Source organism: Thalassospira povalilytica (genome assembly GCF_002844235.1).
GTDB lineage: Bacteria > Pseudomonadota > Alphaproteobacteria > Rhodospirillales > Thalassospiraceae > Thalassospira > Thalassospira povalilytica.
On sequence record NZ_PGTS01000002.1, the window covers coordinates 877,492 to 893,330 of the forward strand.

Here is a 15,839-nt window from a genome sequence, read left to right on the forward strand (position 1 = left end):
AGGGCAAAACCGCCCTAGACCCAGCCGCCATCAACAATGAAGTTCTGGGCGGTGCACATCCGGCTTTCATCGGAAATCAGGAACAGCGCCATGCGCGCGATATCCTGTGGCATCACCTTGTTCTTCAGACACTGGCGTTCATCGATTTCGCGCTCGGCCGCCTCATCAACCCAAAGATCAAGCTGGCGCTGCGTCATCACCCAGCCCGGAACAAGGGTATTGACCCGGATATGATCCTTGCCCAGATCGCGCGCCATGCCGCGTGTCAGCCCGTGGGTTGCGGCCTTTGCCGTGGTATAGCCCGGCATGCCGCCCTGCCCCATCATCCAGCTGACCGACCCGAAATTGACGATGGCACCACCGCCGGCCTTTTGCATCATCGGGGCGACGGACTGAATGGCAAAGAAGGACGGACGAATATTGATTGCCTGGCGGTCATCCCAGTATTCCGGGGTCACGTCCTGCCATTTGTGGCGGGTATCATTGGCGGCATTGTTCAAAAGCCCGGTAATCGGCCCGTTGATTTCGGCGGCCTTGGCAACCGCGGCCTGAAGGGCCGGGATATCGGTCAGGTCGCATTTGATAAAGACCGGCGCATTGCGCGCATCTTTTGAAAGCTTCTCGACAAGGGCGTTGCCCGCATCTTCCATGATATCGACAAAGGCGACTTTGGCGCCCTGCTCGACAAAGGCGGTAACAAGGGCCTCGCCAATACCCGATGCGCCACCGGTGATGAATACCGATTTATCTTCAAGGCTGGTATAGTGTGTCGGCATGCGATCAGACATGATCGGTGCTTCTCCCGTCGTGTGGTTTCTCTTTTGGTGTCTCTCTGCCGGTCCGGCACGGGGACTCCACCCCGCACGCGATCCGGATTTGCATTCCATAATGTTCAGAATAGGCATCATTGCCGATATGTGCAGCGCAAAAGACACCTGTCCGTAAGACGGGTTGCGGCGCCAATCGCCCGCATCGGGCAACTGTGCGGATCAGTTTTGCGGCATTGCCATCCGGCCCGTGATCATGATGCTTCCTCCTGAAAATTATGTTTTTAATTCTTCATACAATAACATTAATGATCAGGATATCCGGGCCTGTCAAGCGACAAACGGGTGAAGTGAATTCTTTCGATCTGTCGCGCAGTAGTTTATAACACCATGACCTTTGGCACTTCATGCCTGATCACGGCACCCCTGCCCGAAATAATTATATGCTTTGCAACACAAAGCGTTGGAGGGGTCAGATAAGTTGCCCTCGAAATTAATTCATATTATATGAATAATATCAAAGCGGGCCTTTTGCCGTTTTGCATTTTTACAAGGTCCTGGCCCATGGCCATGCCGGAGGGAATTTAATGTCGTCGATGTCAAGAACCTACGCCAAACGCAGCCTGCACAGCATCGTTGCCCATGATCTTGGTGCACGGATTGTTTCGGGCCAGCTGGCGCCGGGGGATGTGCTTCCGACCGAGGCGGCATTAAGTGAATCCCTTGATGTATCGCGCACGGCCCTGCGCGAGGCGATCAAGATCCTGTCGGCCAAGGGCCTGATTGAAAGCCGTCCGAAAACCGGTACGCGCGTCAAACCGCGATCCAGCTGGAACCTTCTGGACCCTGATGTCCTGTCCTGGCACTTCCCGGACCCGGACCCGGCATTCCTGTATGCGCTGTTTGAAACGCGTCTGATCATTGAACCCAATACGGTCGCCATGGCTGCGGTCCGCGCAACGCCCGATGAAATCAAGGCGATTGGCGATGCCTATGACGCCATGGAAAAGGCCGAACCGGGGACCGAGGCGGTCTATCTTACCGATCTGCAATTCCATCAGGCGATCCTTAATGCATCGGGCAACGATTTCATGAAATCGTTCGGCATGCTGATCGAAACCGCCCTGATCGGATCATTCCGCCTGTCGTCAGGTGGCCCCAAGGCCCATGTGCAATCGCTTCCCGATCATCATGCAGTCTATGCCGCCATCAGCCACCGCGACCCGGACGAGGCGCGCGCGACCATGCACAAACTGCTTCGCCGCACCATGCGCCAGCTCCGCCAGCAACTTGGCATGTCGGTCGATCACGACTGGGACAAGATCGGGCTGTAATTCGCAACCGATTGTCGGTTTTAAACCAAACAGAAACGGGCGCCAATGGCGCCCGTTTTTCATTATGCGTGATTGCATCATCAATCAGGTCGCCCCGGCCCGCATGCCCGAGAACGACCTTGTGATCAGGCGTTGCAGGACGATAAAGCCAAACAGCAATGCCCCGATCATGATCTTGGTCCACCAGCTATTGAGCGATCCGTCAAAGGCAATCAGGGTCTGGATCACACCCATGATGATCCCGCCAAAGAACGTGCCCATGACAAAGCCCATGCCCCCGGTCAGAAGCGTTCCGCCAATCACCACGGCAGCAATCGCATCAAGCTCCACCCCGACCGCGGCCAGCGGATAGGCCGATGCGGTATAGAAGGCAAAGACCACACCCGAAAGCGCACTGAAAAAGCCCGACAGGGTATAGACGCGAATGATCGTGCCATGCACCGGAATGCCCAGAAGTTCTGCTGAATGACGATCCCCGCCAATCGCATAGACATTGCGCCCGAAACGCGTGTAATGGGCAATCACCACCCCGCCAATCACGGTCGCCAGCATAAGCAACGCCGATGCCGTCAGCCAGCCGCGTCCGGGCAGCGGCACTTTAAACCCGCTAAAGGCTGCGACAAACGGATGGTCAATCGGAACGGAATCCAGATTGATCAGGAAACACACACCGCGCAAAAAGAACATGCCAGCAAGCGTGATGATAAAGGGCTGAATATCAAACTTGGCGATGATCACCCCCATGAAAGCCCCGAATGCCGCCCCGACAATCAGCGATATCAAGGCCGCCATCAGCGGATGCATGCCAAACCCGGTAACAAGTTCGGCCATCAGGACCCCGATAAAGGCAATCATCGATCCGACAGAAAGATCAATCCCGCCCGAAAGGATGACAAATGTCATGCCCACGGCCGTAATGATCAGGAACGCATTATCGGTCAGAAGCGCGCCCAGAACGTAAGTATCGGAAAAGGCCCGATGTTCAAAAATCCCGTAGCCATACAGCAATGCCAGAACCGCAAGCGTTGCAAGGATCGGGTAAAAACGTTCATTAATTTTCATCGGCTTTTCCCCGTTTGATGCGATCCATCGCCTGCCCGACCAGTTGGCGGGATTTCGGTGCCTGCACCAGAAGAACAATCATCACGACGGCCGCCTTGACGATCAGGGTATATTGCGACGGCAACCCCGAAAGAAGAATACCGGTACTCAGCGACTGAATGATCAGAACGCCAATCACTGTCATGCCAATAAAGAACCGCCCGCCCATCAGCGACGCGCCGCCGATCACGACCGCCAGGATCGCATCAAGTTCAAGCCACAGCCCGGCATTATTGGCATCCGCCCCGCGAATATCGGCCGCAATAATGATCCCGGCAAAGGCCGAACACAGCCCGGATGCCCCATAAGCCATCAGCTTGATGCCGCGTGCATCAATACCCGCCACCCGGCTTGCGCGCGCATTGCCACCCACAGATTCCACAAACAGGCCAAGGGCCGTTTTGCGCATCACGAAAAAGATTGCCGCAATCACCGCCGCGGCAATGATCACCCGCCATGGAATGCCCAGCAAATAGCCGCTGCCGATCCCTTCAAAGAACGCGCCATGGAATGTCACGATCTGCCCATCGGTGATCATTTGCGCAATCCCGCGCCCGGCTACCATCAGGATCAGGGTCGCAATGATCGGCTGAATATCAAGGAACGCCACCAATATGCCATTCCAAAGGCCACACAAAATCCCGGCCCCAAGGGCGGCCAGAATGATCACGGCCGGATGAAGATCCGTATCGCGGATCAGAACCGCCATGACGGCACCCGAAATGGCAATGATCGAACCGACCGACAAATCAATGCCGCGCGTGCCGATCACAATCGCCATGCCCACGGCGACAAGGGCGGTTGATGCGCCGCGATGGATCACATCGACCAGCGATCCGTAAAGATGCCCGTCAACAATGCGAATATTGAAAAAGTCCGGCGAAATGATCCCGATGCCCAGCACGATCAGAACCAGTGCCGCGACCGGGCCAAACCACGGCCGGCTTATCAAAGAAGATGCAGACATGGTGCTGCTTTCCCGTAATTTCTTTTTGTCCTGCAAACTGGTCATCGTGCAATCGCCTCGATGATCCGGGTTTGGGTGATTTCCGCCCCCACCAGTTCGGATACCTTTTCGCGATCACGCATCACCGCAACCCGGTCGGCAAAGGCAACGATTTCTTCAAGCTCGCTTGATGCGACAAGCAACGCCAATCCTTCGTCACACAGTTCCTTGATCAGTTTGATGATGTCGGCATGGGCACCGACATCAATGCCGCGTGTCGGTTCATCAAGGATCAGCAGGATCGGTTTGGACACCAGCCAGCGCGCCAGAATGACCTTTTGCTGATTGCCGCCACTCAGCTGTCCGACCGGCTTTTCACTGTCCGGTGTTGCGATGCCAAGGGCCCTGATCATGTCATCGGCAAATTGCTGTTGCTCGGCCCGCGGGATCGGCCGAAGCCATCCGCGCCGCCCCTGAAGGGCCAGAACGATGTTTTCGCGCACACTGAGTTCGGCAACAATGCCATCCTGTTTGCGGTCTTCGGGACAAAGCCCAAATCCCGACCGGATGGCATGGCGCGGGGAGCGCAGCATCACCGGCTCCCCATCCAGAAACACAAGTCCGCTATCGGCCTTTTGACTGCCAAATATCAGTTCGGAAAGCTCCGTCCGCCCGGATCCCAAAAGCCCGGCCAGACCAACAATCTCGCCCGCATGAAGGTCAAGCGACACCGGCTCCAGCACCCGTTTCTTGCCAAGATTTTTGACCTGAATGGTGCGTTTTGGCCCGACATAGCTGCCCTCATCCTGATGGCGGTGCGCACTGACTTCGGCCAGTTCACGGCCCAGCATATGGTTGATAAGATCAATCTGCGGCAGGTCCCTGGTCACAAAGGTGCCGACAAGCCGCCCGTTGCGCAAAACCGTGATCCGGTCAGTAACCGCATAAACCTGATCCAGAAAATGGGTAACAAAAACAATACCCAGCCCCTTGTCGCGCAAGTCACGCATGATGCGAAAAAGCGTCTGGATTTCATCACCATCAAGCGACGCGGTCGGTTCATCCAGGATCAAAACCCGCGCATCGAGCGCAACCGCGCGCGCAATCGCCACCAACTGCTGGATCGCCACCGAATAGGACCCGAGCGGCCGATTGACATCAATATCAAGCCCCAGTGTTTCAAGGGCGGCCTTGGCATCGGCCTCGGTCTTTCTCCATGAAATAAGGCCGAATTTCCGCGTTTGGCGTTCAAGCATCAGGTTTTCGGCAACCGACAGGGTCGGCACCAGATTGACTTCCTGATAGACCGTGGAAATCCCAAGCCCTTGTGCATCGCCCGGATGCTGCGGGTGGATTTCGATGCCATCGAGCATCACCGCCCCGGCGTCACGCGGATGCACCCCGGTAATCACCTTGATCAGGGTGGATTTTCCTGCCCCGTTTTCCCCCAAAAGGGCATGAATTTCCCCGCGTTTCAGGTCAAAATCGACATCCTGCAACGCCTTGACCCCGGGAAAGAATTTTCCCGCACCGCGCACCGAAAGTACGGTGTCGCGTCCCCCGTCAGAAAGTGCGGCGTTTGACATGTTCCTCACCCTCTCCCTGTTTTTTGATTTTTGTTCCTGATACGGCGCGACGCACCCCGGCCAAAGCCGAAGCACGTCACACCCGCTACCCAGCTACGCAACCGGCACCGTCACCCAGGGATCACGGTGCCGACTGACATGTTATTTGCTGCGCATTTTGTATTCTTCTGCTGCGGTATCAGGCAGGAAAAGCGGACCATTTGCCTTGATCCATTTCGGGACTTCCTGACCGGCTTTTGCGGCCTTGATCGCGTCAAAGGACGGCCCGCCCAGATGCGGGTTCAGCTCGATCGTGGCGTTGGTGTCGCCATCGGCCATCGCCTTGAAGATATCGGGCACCGCATCAATCGAAACGATCAGAATATCGGTCCCCGGTTTCAGACCGGCTTCCTTGATGGCCTGCACAGCACCAAGTGCCATGTCATCATTATGCGCATAAACCGCACAGATATCCTTACCGCCATTTTCGGCCTTCAGGAAGCTTTCCATCACTTCCTTGCCACCCGAACGGGTAAAGTCGCCCGACTGCGACCGGATGATATTGATGCCCGGGAAGTTCGAAACAACCGATTCAAACCCGGCTTTGCGGTCATTGGCCGCGGATGATCCCACCGTGCCCTGCAATTCGACAACATCGCAAACCGCGTTGGTTTCCGCCGCAAGCCATGCAGCGGCAAGCGCGCCTTCAACCACGAAGTCCGATGCCACCTTGGTCAGATACAGGTCTTCGCTGGCGTCAACGCCGCGATCCACCAGCACCACCGGAATGCCGGCATCTTTTGCTTCTTTCAGGACCTGATCCCAGCCGGTTTCAACAACCGGGGCCAGAAGAATGCCGTCAACGCCTTGCGCGATGAAGGAACGGACAGCCTTGATCTGGTTTTCCTGTTTTTGCTGCGCATCGGAGAATTTGAGATCAATACCGCGTTTTTCAGCCTCGGCCTTGATCGATGCGGTTTCAGACGTCCGCCAGCCACTTTCAGACCCGATCTGCGAAAAGCCGATCATCATTTCAGCCTGTGCCGCAAATGAAAGACCAAGCGCAACGCCAAGTGCCGCAGTTGATACTGCAAGCTTTTTGAATTTCACCACGATTTCCTCCCTAAGTGTGGTTTTATTGCTTAAAAGCCATATAGTATTACAATATGATTTGTTAACGCTCAACCATATAGTGATTGCGATACTCCACCTATCGCCTATAACGATCAAAAGCATCGGATAAACCGAGAAAAATCAAAGATTACGGGAGAACAGAATGCCTAAAAGCCACCAACCATCAGACATGGCAGAACCATCCACAAAAACCCGTAATTCGGGTGAAAATGCCCCGCGTGTGGTGCTGCGCACGTCGCAGATTCGCCTTACGGTTTCTGCGCTTGGCGCGCGTATTTGCGCCCTTGATTTGTATGAGGATTCAGATTCCTGTGGCACAAACATCGCCATCGGCCTTGCCGATGATGCGGCCTATCTGGCACAGGACAGCTATATCGGGGCTGTTTGCGGCCGTTACGCCAACCGGATCGAAAAGGCCCGCTATACCGACCCAGACGGTCATGACGTAACGCTTTCCGCCAACGAGGGTGAAACCCACCTTCACGGCGGCAAGGACGGGTTTGACCGACGGGTCTGGGATATTGCCGATCAGTCGGAAACAATCGTGACGTTCAAGCTGACCTCACCTGACGGGGATCAGGGCTATCCGGGCACACTGAATGCGACGGCAACATATTCGATTGTTGGTGAAAACCGCGTGCGTCTTGATATTTCGGCAACCTGCGATGCGCCCTGCCCGGTCAATATGACCAGCCATGCCTATTGGAACCTGACGGGTAAATTTGACCAATCAGCGGCCGATCATGTCCTGAAAATCACGGCCAATCATTGGCTTCCGGTCGATGAAAAACTGATCCCGCTTGCCGATAAACGCGACGTGACCGGTACCGGCTATGACTTCCGAAGCCCGGCCCGGATATCAGACATGCTGCCGCGCGCGACACAGGGCTTTGACCATAATTTCTGCCTGACCGGGGATCGCGGCGCCTTGCGCCATATCGCGACCCTTTCCGATCCGGACAGCGGCCGTTCGATCGAACTGTCCTCAACCGAGGCCGGCTTGCAATTCTATCTTTCCCAACATTTTACCGACGCCATGAAATCGGCAACCGGCGTGCCCCTGCACACATCCGCCGGCATCGCACTGGAACCACAAACCTGGCCCAACAGCCCCAACCGCCCGGACTTCCCAAGCCCCTGGCTGAAACCCGGCGAAACTTACCAGCATGTGATTGAGTGGGAGTTTTCATCAAAGACCAGCTGAACCATCCCCCAAAACATGCAAATCAGATGGCGGCCACGGTTCCATCCGCACGCGGATCCGTTGCACCTTCCATAACCCCGTTCGGGCGTAACCGGATACCACCGGCATGACCCATCATGTCTTCATAGGGGCCAACGACTTCGACCGCGTGGCCTGCTGATTTGAGCTGATCAATCAGGGCCGGGTCAAAGCGGTTTTCAAGTTTAAGCGTGGTGGTTTCATCGCCCCAGGTCTTGCCAAGCAACCAGCGCGGCGCGGTGATTGCTTCCTGCAAATCCTGACCAAACAGGACATTGCGGGTAAAGACCGCCGACTGGGTTTGCGGCTGGCCCTCGCCGCCCATGGTGCCATAAGTCAGAACCGATCCGTCATTGAGCCTTGCCATCGCCGGATTGAGCGTATGGAACGGCAAGCGCCCCGGCCCGAGCTGATTGGGACCGTCATGAAGCGTAAAGCTGGCCCCGCGGTTCTGCCACAAAACGCCGGTTTCCGGTACCACGATGCCCGATCCGAATTCCCAGAAGATGCTTTGGATATAGCTGACTGCAACACCGTTGGCATCAACCGCCCCCATCCAGATGGTATCGCCGGGCTTGGCGACATGCGGCCAGGGCTGCGCGGTTTGCATGCTGATTTTTGCGGCTTCCTGCGCAAGGTTTTCATCCGAAAGCAACGCCATCGGATCAATGGTCATGCGGTCGGGATCGCCAACATGATTGTTGCGGGCGATAAAGGCGCGCTTGGTCGCTTCAATCAGTCCGTGGACATGATCAAACCCGTCACCGGCCTTCACCCCCAGCCGGTCGAAAAGACCAAGGATCATAAGCGATGCCACCCCCTGGGTCGGTGGCACCATGTTAAAGACCGTGCCGGTCGACAGCTGGACAGAAAGCGGTGTCATGACCTTGGCGTGGTAGCCCTCCAGATCGCCAAGCCCGATCGGGCTGCCGACGGCAGCAAGACCATTGGCATTGCTGCGCGCAATGTCGCCGCGATAAAAATCATCAAGCCCGACCTTGCCAAGATGTTCAAGCGTCGCGCCAAGGGCCGGTTGCTTCAACACATCGCCAATCGCGGGAATGCCAATGGCGGCATAGGTATCGACAAAGCCCGGAACGTCTTTGAGCTCCGCCATTTTGGTTGTGGTCAGTTCGACCTGAGATTTCGTGACCGGCACCCCGGCCCGGGCGTGATGCACCGCATCGGCCAGCAACCGTTCAAGCGGAACTTTCCCGCCGATCCCTGTTGCGATATCAGCAGCCTTGATCCAGCCACCAATCGCCCCGGCAACCGTCAACGCCGCCAGCGGCCCGCGCGACGGGATCGCGGCATGGCCTTGCTGACGATAGAAATCGGGGGTCGCAGCCCCCGCCGCCCCGCCGCAAGCCCGAATGGCAACCGGGTCCTTGCCCGGTTCGGCAATCAGCCAGAACCCGTCCCCCCCGATCGCATTCATATGCGGATAGACAACCGCAATGGTGGCGGCCGCGGCAATCATTGCCTCGACCGCATTGCCGCCATCGCGCAGGATATCGCGCCCGGCCTGGGCTGCCAGATGATGGGGGGCCGTAACCATGCCACCAAGTGCGGTTCTTGAACGTAACATCGTAATCCGGCCTCCCTGCCGTAATGCTTTCGGTCATGCTGCGTACTTTTCGCACATTGTCCGGTGATTTCTTCTTAGCGCCGTTTTTCCAGAACGGCGCCCGGCTTTTCACATCGTAGAAAGAAATCCTACCAGCCGATCAGATCAGGCAACCAGCTTGTCAGTTCCGGGAAAATGAACAGCAGGATCAGGGCCAGTGCCTGGATACCGATAAACGGTATCACACCGCGATAGATATCAACTGTCGAAACCGACGGCGGTGCCACCCCCTTAAGGAAGAACAGCGCCCAGCCAAAAGGCGGTGTCAGGAAGCTGGTTTGCAAATTCATCGCCACCAGAATGGCAAGCCAGGCCATGTCGATGCCGCTATTTTGGAATACCGGCAAGAACATCGGAAGCGCGATATAGGAAATCTCGATCCATTCAAGAAAGAAGCCCAGAACAAAGATCACGCCCATCATGAACAGAAGGTTGCCCATATCGCCGCCCGGCACCCATTCAAACATCGCATGAACAAGCCCCTCGCCACCAAGCCCGCGGAAGGCCAGACCGAATGGCTGCGCACAGATCAGGATAAAGAACACCATCGCACTGGTGATCAGCGTGTCATGCAAAACATCGCGCATGACGCCAAGGCTGAGACGCCGGGTAAAAAGCGCAAGAAGCAACGCGCCGAGCGCCCCCATCGAGGCCGCCTCGGTCGGGGCGGCAATCCCGCCAACGATTGACCCAAGCACAGCAAAAACCAGCGCCAGCGGCGGCAGAACCACCTTGACGATCTTGATCAGCAGGTCGCGCGAACTTAGCGCATCGCGTTCATCCTGTGGAATGGCCGGCACCATTTCGGGTTTGAATATCCCCAAAAGGACAAGATAAAGCCCAAGCATCCCCGCCAGGATCAGCCCCGGCACCATGGCCGCGGCAAACAGGGTCCCGACAGATTCACCCAGAATATCAGCCAAAAGGATCAGCACCAGACTGGGCGGAATGATTTGCCCAAGGGTGCCCGATGCACAGATCACCCCGCTGGCAACGCCCTTGTCATAGCCGCGATTGATTAGCGGCTGGAGCGACAGCAAACCCACCGTCACAACCGTTGCCCCGACCACGCCCGACGATGCGCCCATCAGAACCCCGACAATAACAATTGCAAGCCCCATGCCGCCCTTGAGCCGCCCCATGGCATGACCGATCACATCAATCAGTTCTTCGGCCAGTTTCGACTTTTCAAGCATCACCCCCATAAAGATAAAAAGCGGCAAGGCCAGAAGCGTATAGTTGGTCACAACCCCGTAAACGCGCGCAGGCAACAGATTGAACAGGCCGGTTCCAAACCCCATAATCCCAAAGGCAAATCCCGAAATCGCAAGCGAGATCGCCACCGGCACACCAAGCACGAGGAAGCCAAAGAAGCCCCCGACCATGCCGATGGCCAGCCATTCATTTCCGGTCATGTCTGATTAGTCTCCTGCGCCGCTTTGTGGTATCGCGGCGGATGTCTCATAGGTGGGAACGCCGCTTTCGGCGCGTATCTGTCGATAATTGATCATTGCCTGTGACACGGCCTGCACCAGCAAAAGCCCGAAGCCGACGGGAATGAATGCCTTAAGCAGGAAACGATATGGCAAGCCCCCCGGATCGGGGGATCCTTCGCCCATCATGATGGATTGTTCGACATAGGGGATCGAAAACCAGATCAATGCCGCGCCAAGAATTGCCATCAGAACAGCCGAAAACAGGTCAATGACCGCCCGGGCCCGCGGGCCCAGACGTTCATAGAGAAAATCGACCCGCACGTGACCACCATGACGCATGCCATACGCCATGCCCATCAATGCAATCGGCGAGACCAGATGCCATTCAAGCTCCTGCATTGCCACACTTCCCGAATTCAAAAGATAGCGCAGCAACACATTGCCGCCGACCACCAGAACAAGGGCCAGACCACTGATCGCGGCCCCCCATCCGGCAATATCGACAATCAGGCCAAGAACACGGTCAAAAAGTGATTCGGTGCGGGTCGTCGTCATGTCAGCTCATCCCGTCTTTCGATGAAATGATCCCGTGATAGGGTTTTTCACTGACGGCCGCCCATTCGTGATGGTTGTCGCGGAACGCCATGAAGCTTTCATGGACCTTTTTGGTGATCGGGTCCTTGGCGGCTTCGGCTTCGAGGGTTTCCTTGGTGATGCCCTTAAGCTTGGTGACCACTTCATCAGGAAGGGTCTGGGCGGTCACGCCAAAGTTTTCGACCAGATCACGCAGGGCGGCTGCGTTATTGGCTTCGCACCAGGAATGGCTGTCAAGGTTGCAGGCTTGGGCGGCGTTCTTGACGATCGCCTGAAGGTCGGCCGGAAGGCTTTCCCAAGCCTTCTGATTGATCAGAAGTTCGGTGACATTGGACGGTTCGTGCCAGCCGGTGGTGTAATAGTATTTTGCGGCCTTCTGCAGGCCCAGACGACGGTCCTGATAGGGGCCGACAAACTCGGCAGCATCAATCACACCACGTTCAAGGGCCGGGAAGATTTCCCCACCCGGAAGCAGTTTCACTTCAACACCGATCTGCTGGTACACTTTGCCTGCCAGACCCGGAATACGCATTTTCAGGCCCTTGAAATCATCAAGGCTTTCGATCGGCTCGCGGAACCAGCCGGTCATCTGAACACCGGTATTGCCCATCGGGAAGGCGACAAGACCATATGGCTTGTAAACTTCATGCCACAGATCAAGACCACCGGCATGATAAAGCCAGGCATTCATCCCCTGGAAGTTCAGGCCGAACGGAACCGTGGTGAAATACTGGGCAGCAAAGATCTTGCCGGCCCAGAAATAGGCGTTGGCCGCATTCATTTCGACCGTGCCGGCCTGAACCGCGTCAAACCCTTCAAGCGCCGGGATCAGTTCGCCTGCGGCAAAATGCTGGATATTCAGGCGCCCGTTTGACATCTCGGTCACGCGTTTGCAGAAATCCTCGGGGCTGCCCGGACCGGTCACATAAAAAGGCGACCCCGGACCATAAGCATTGGTCATTTTCCAGTTAAAGGTTTCCTGGGCACGCACGATATTTGGTGCCGCCACAACAGCTGCCCCCGCAGCTGCCGCACCGACTGCGGACTTTGTCAAAAAGTCGCGCCGTTTCACATTCGTCATTGATGTCTCCCTGATAGAGATAGCTATTTCTTTGAAACGTACTCTCAACGGAATGCATTCCGCACTGTGTATACATCTTGCAACCGTCGTGCCATTTCATATTTTTCAATGACTTATGTGATTTTCACCTCTCACTCAGCAACAAGTTATGTTTATTATTTAATCATTATCTTGCGCTGCATATATTTATTGCACATAAAATATGCAGCAAACCTGGTCGCGTAAAAGCAATCATGCGCAACTCTTGGTATTCTTGGATTTGATGGCAAAACTGATGTATACATTCGTTAAAGGGAAACCGCATAAACCTCGTAAGAAGGGTTAAAACGCCATATGATCGAGCTTCGCCAAACGCTCAGCACCGCCTCCGACCAGCCGGATTCCGTCGGCATTGCCCAGCAATTGTGTCAGGCCCTTGAAGATGACATCGTGAAGGGCAAATTGCCGCCCGGGCAGCGCCTTGAAGAACCGCTTCTGGCCAAGCGTTTCGGCGTGTCACGCACCCCTGTGCGCGAGGCCCTGCAACTTCTGACCGCAACCGAACTGGCTGAAAAGATCCCCAATCGTGGGGTCTATGTGTCGCTTGCCACCCCGGAACGGTTGACCGCAATGTTTGAAAGCATGGCTGAACTCGAAGGCATGTGCGGGCGCCTTGCTGCCAAACGCATGACCAGCGGCGAACGCCACAATCTTGAAAAAATCCATCACGACCTCGCACAGACCGTCCGCCATGGTGACAGCGACAATTATGAAACGCTGAACCGGGCCTTTCACAACGCCCTTTATCGCGGCACCCATAATGATGTTCTGGTCGATGTGACATTATCGGTGCGCCGCCGGGTCGCGCCATTTCGCCGCGTACAGTTCCAAAGTCTGGCCCGGCTTGCCTCCTCGCACGAGGAACATCAGGGCATTGTCGATGCGATCCTGCGCGGCGACGTCAAGGCGGCCGAAGAATTGCTCTATGGGCATATCATGTCGGTTCATGACATCAGCCAAGATTATCTGGCCAGCCTGCGCAACGACAAGGCAGCGGAAAAACCATCCGACAAGGTCATGATCGCCAAATAGCCATCAGCCTGCCCCGGATTGCTTGCGCAAGCTCCGCCGATATCCGCCGGGCCCCTCCCCGAAACGGGCCTTGAAGCGCCGCGAAAAGGCCGGCATCGATTGATATCCGCAGCGCAGGGCGACCTCGTCCATCGACAGATTGGTGTCGCGCAACATGGTGCGCGCGCGGATCATGCGCCAATCCTGAAGATATTGCATCGGCGGCACCCCAACACATGCCCCGAACCGCACAACAAACCGGGTCCGCGACATCCCGGCATGACGGGCAAGGCTTTCGGCATTCCAGTCCCGTTCGGGATTGCGGTGCATGACGGTTAGGGCGCGACTGATCCGCGGATCAGCAAGCCCCGCCAAAACACCGGGCGGCAAATCATCCTTGCCCAGCTGCGACCCCAGAATTTCCAGAACCACGACCTCCATCAGGCGTGCAAGCGCTGCCTGCCAACCGGGCCGGCGACTTGTGGCAAGATCGGTAATTGCCGCCAGAACCGCGCCATGGGGCGCATCTTGGGGTGCATCTTGGGGTGGCTCATAGGGTAGCTCATAGGGTAGCTGTTGAAGTGTTTCACGCCGATCCCCGCCACGCAACACCACATGATCATCAATCAGCGCCAGTCCCGGATGCCGGATGGCCTCGTCAAACGCACAGAACCCGCATAACATCCGCATATCGGCATCCTGCCCCTGCGTTGGCGCTTGCGTTGGCCCGTCCATTTGTCCATGCATTTGCCCATACATTTGCCTGACCATCTTCTCGTCCACATCTCCGGGCGCCGGGTTGGGAACCTTTTTCCGGTTGCGCAAAATGCCGGTCTGCGGATCAAATCCGTGGGCCATCGCAGTGGCCAGATCGACCGGCATAACATTGGCCGGTCCTGTTTTCTGCTGTGCATCGGCAAGAATATGGGCCTTGCCATTTGGCACCAGAACAAGATCACCCGGCCCAAGATCAAGCGCCAGATCGCGATCTTCAAACAGCAATCGGCATCCGCCTGCCAGCACAAGGTGAAAGCGGATCCGCGCCCCTTCGGCCGGAACACGAACGCAAAACGCCCCTTGCATTTCGGCTGTGAAATAGAAATCCGAGCGCAGCCTTAAATTGCTGCACACATCACTCAAAACGTCTGGCTGCATGATTGCCCGTGTTTTTGGAACGATCTGATAAATTTTTAACAGGTTACCGCAAAGACGACGGCGACGAAATCCTCAATGATCTCTCCATCGCCCCTGATGGCACGCACAAAATGGAATAAGATCAATGACCCCGGAAACACTCGCCGCCCTGATCGGTTTTGCCTTTGTCATGTCCCTGTCTCCCGGCCCCGGCAATTTCCTGTTGCTGGCTTCGGGTGCTAATTTTGGCATGGTTCGCACGGTCCCGCTGATCCTTGGCATCAGCTTCGGATTTCTGTCGATGGTCTTCATCGTCGGGCTGGGACTTGGGGAAGTCATGGCCAGATATCCGGTGATTGACGATATCTTGCGCCTGATCTGTCTGGCCTACATCCTGTGGCTGGCTTTTCGCATTGCACGGATCAGATCATTTGGCAGCGCAGATCATCCCGCAGCCCGACCGGTCAGCTTTATCGAAGCCGCCACCCTGCAACTGGTCAATCCCAAAGCCTGGACCGTCGCCCTTATCGCCACGGTCACCTATATGTCACCGGATGGCGGGATTGCCGGACTGCTTGTCATGATCGGGATCTTTGCACTGGTCAATATTCCGACCATTTCAAGCTGGGCCCTGTTTGGGGCGGCCATGCGCAACTTTATCAGCCACGGCAATCGCACCCGGATTTTCAACATCATCATGGCACTGTTGCTGGTGGCCTCGATCGCCCCGCTTCTGATTTTCGCTAGATAGAATACATAGCGCAACATTGACAGCCAGAGCAGCCACAACAACCAGAAACGACAAAACCCTCGACCGGAAGGTCGAGGGTTTTTGAAATCGTGTGATC

General features: G+C 56.3%; 14 protein-coding genes. 4 read left to right on the plus strand and 10 right to left on the minus strand.

What is annotated here, in order from left to right:
* Positions 1-14 precede the first annotated feature (14 nt).
* Complete coding sequence (locus CU041_RS08380; protein WP_101246396.1) at positions 15-788, minus strand: SDR family NAD(P)-dependent oxidoreductase; 774 nt, start codon at positions 786-788, stop codon at positions 15-17.
* A 566-nt stretch (positions 789-1,354) separates the two neighbouring features.
* Between CU041_RS08380 and CU041_RS08385 the strand changes: the two genes are divergently transcribed.
* The gene (locus tag CU041_RS08385) at positions 1,355-2,101 is read left to right on the plus strand and encodes a FadR/GntR family transcriptional regulator (protein ID WP_068517326.1); all 747 of its coding nucleotides are present in this window, start codon (positions 1,355-1,357) and stop codon (positions 2,099-2,101) included.
* 84 nt (positions 2,102-2,185) lie between these two features.
* Here the strand turns inward: CU041_RS08385 and yjfF are convergent, their stop codons facing one another.
* From yjfF to CU041_RS08405, 4 genes are all read right to left on the minus strand, one after another.
* Positions 2,186-3,163, minus strand: a complete 978-nt coding sequence (gene yjfF / locus CU041_RS08390; protein ID WP_101246397.1) for a galactofuranose ABC transporter, permease protein YjfF — start codon at positions 3,161-3,163, stop codon at positions 2,186-2,188.
* Entirely contained in the window at positions 3,153-4,169 is a 1,017-nt protein-coding gene (locus CU041_RS08395) for an ABC transporter permease (RefSeq protein ID WP_170310172.1), read from the minus strand. Before CU041_RS08395 ends, yjfF begins: the two co-directional genes overlap by 11 nt.
* 41 nt (positions 4,170-4,210) lie before the next feature.
* Positions 4,211-5,734, minus strand: a complete 1,524-nt coding sequence (locus tag CU041_RS08400) for a sugar ABC transporter ATP-binding protein (protein ID WP_101246399.1) — start codon at positions 5,732-5,734, stop codon at positions 4,211-4,213.
* 141 nt (positions 5,735-5,875) lie between these two features.
* Positions 5,876-6,823, minus strand: coding sequence for an ABC transporter substrate-binding protein (locus CU041_RS08405; RefSeq protein ID WP_068517323.1), 948 nt, complete (start codon positions 6,821-6,823; stop codon positions 5,876-5,878).
* 166 nt (positions 6,824-6,989) lie between these two features.
* On the opposite strand from CU041_RS08405, the gene CU041_RS08410 reads away from it, so the two are divergent.
* Positions 6,990-8,051, plus strand: a complete 1,062-nt coding sequence (locus tag CU041_RS08410; RefSeq protein ID WP_233433046.1) for an aldose epimerase family protein — start codon at positions 6,990-6,992, stop codon at positions 8,049-8,051.
* 22 nt (positions 8,052-8,073) lie between these two features.
* On the opposite strand, the gene CU041_RS08415 is transcribed toward CU041_RS08410, so the two are convergent.
* The 4 genes from CU041_RS08415 to CU041_RS08430 form a co-directional block, all read right to left on the minus strand.
* A complete protein-coding gene (locus tag CU041_RS08415) occupies positions 8,074-9,657 on the minus strand; it encodes a gamma-glutamyltransferase family protein (protein WP_101246402.1) in 1,584 nt (527 codons plus the stop codon).
* Between the two features lie 128 nt (positions 9,658-9,785).
* On the minus strand, positions 9,786-11,111 hold the full coding sequence (locus CU041_RS08420) for a TRAP transporter large permease (protein ID WP_101246403.1): 1,326 nt from the start codon (positions 11,109-11,111) through the stop codon (positions 9,786-9,788).
* 6 nt (positions 11,112-11,117) lie between these two features.
* The gene (locus tag CU041_RS08425; RefSeq protein WP_101246404.1) at positions 11,118-11,687 is read right to left on the minus strand and encodes a TRAP transporter small permease subunit; all 570 of its coding nucleotides are present in this window, start codon (positions 11,685-11,687) and stop codon (positions 11,118-11,120) included.
* 1 nt (position 11,688) lies between these two features.
* Positions 11,689-12,807: a TRAP transporter substrate-binding protein gene (locus tag CU041_RS08430; RefSeq protein WP_170310173.1), complete on the minus strand. Its 1,119-nt coding sequence runs from the start codon at positions 12,805-12,807 to the stop codon at positions 11,689-11,691.
* Positions 12,808-13,140: 333 nt separating this feature from the next.
* Here CU041_RS08430 and CU041_RS08435 point away from each other — a divergent pair, with 333 nt between their 5' ends.
* Positions 13,141-13,878 carry a GntR family transcriptional regulator gene (locus CU041_RS08435; RefSeq protein WP_101246405.1) on the plus strand — a complete coding sequence of 246 codons (738 nt, stop codon included), beginning with the start codon at positions 13,141-13,143 and terminating at the stop codon, positions 13,876-13,878.
* Between the two features lie 3 nt (positions 13,879-13,881).
* Here the strand turns inward: CU041_RS08435 and CU041_RS08440 are convergent, their stop codons facing one another.
* A complete protein-coding gene (locus CU041_RS08440) occupies positions 13,882-15,012 on the minus strand; it encodes an AraC family transcriptional regulator (protein ID WP_101246406.1) in 1,131 nt (376 codons plus the stop codon).
* A gap of 124 nt (positions 15,013-15,136) precedes the next feature.
* Between CU041_RS08440 and CU041_RS08445 the strand changes: the two genes are divergently transcribed.
* Entirely contained in the window at positions 15,137-15,742 is a 606-nt protein-coding gene (locus CU041_RS08445) for a LysE family translocator (RefSeq protein WP_101246407.1), read from the plus strand.
* Positions 15,743-15,839 lie beyond the last annotated feature (97 nt).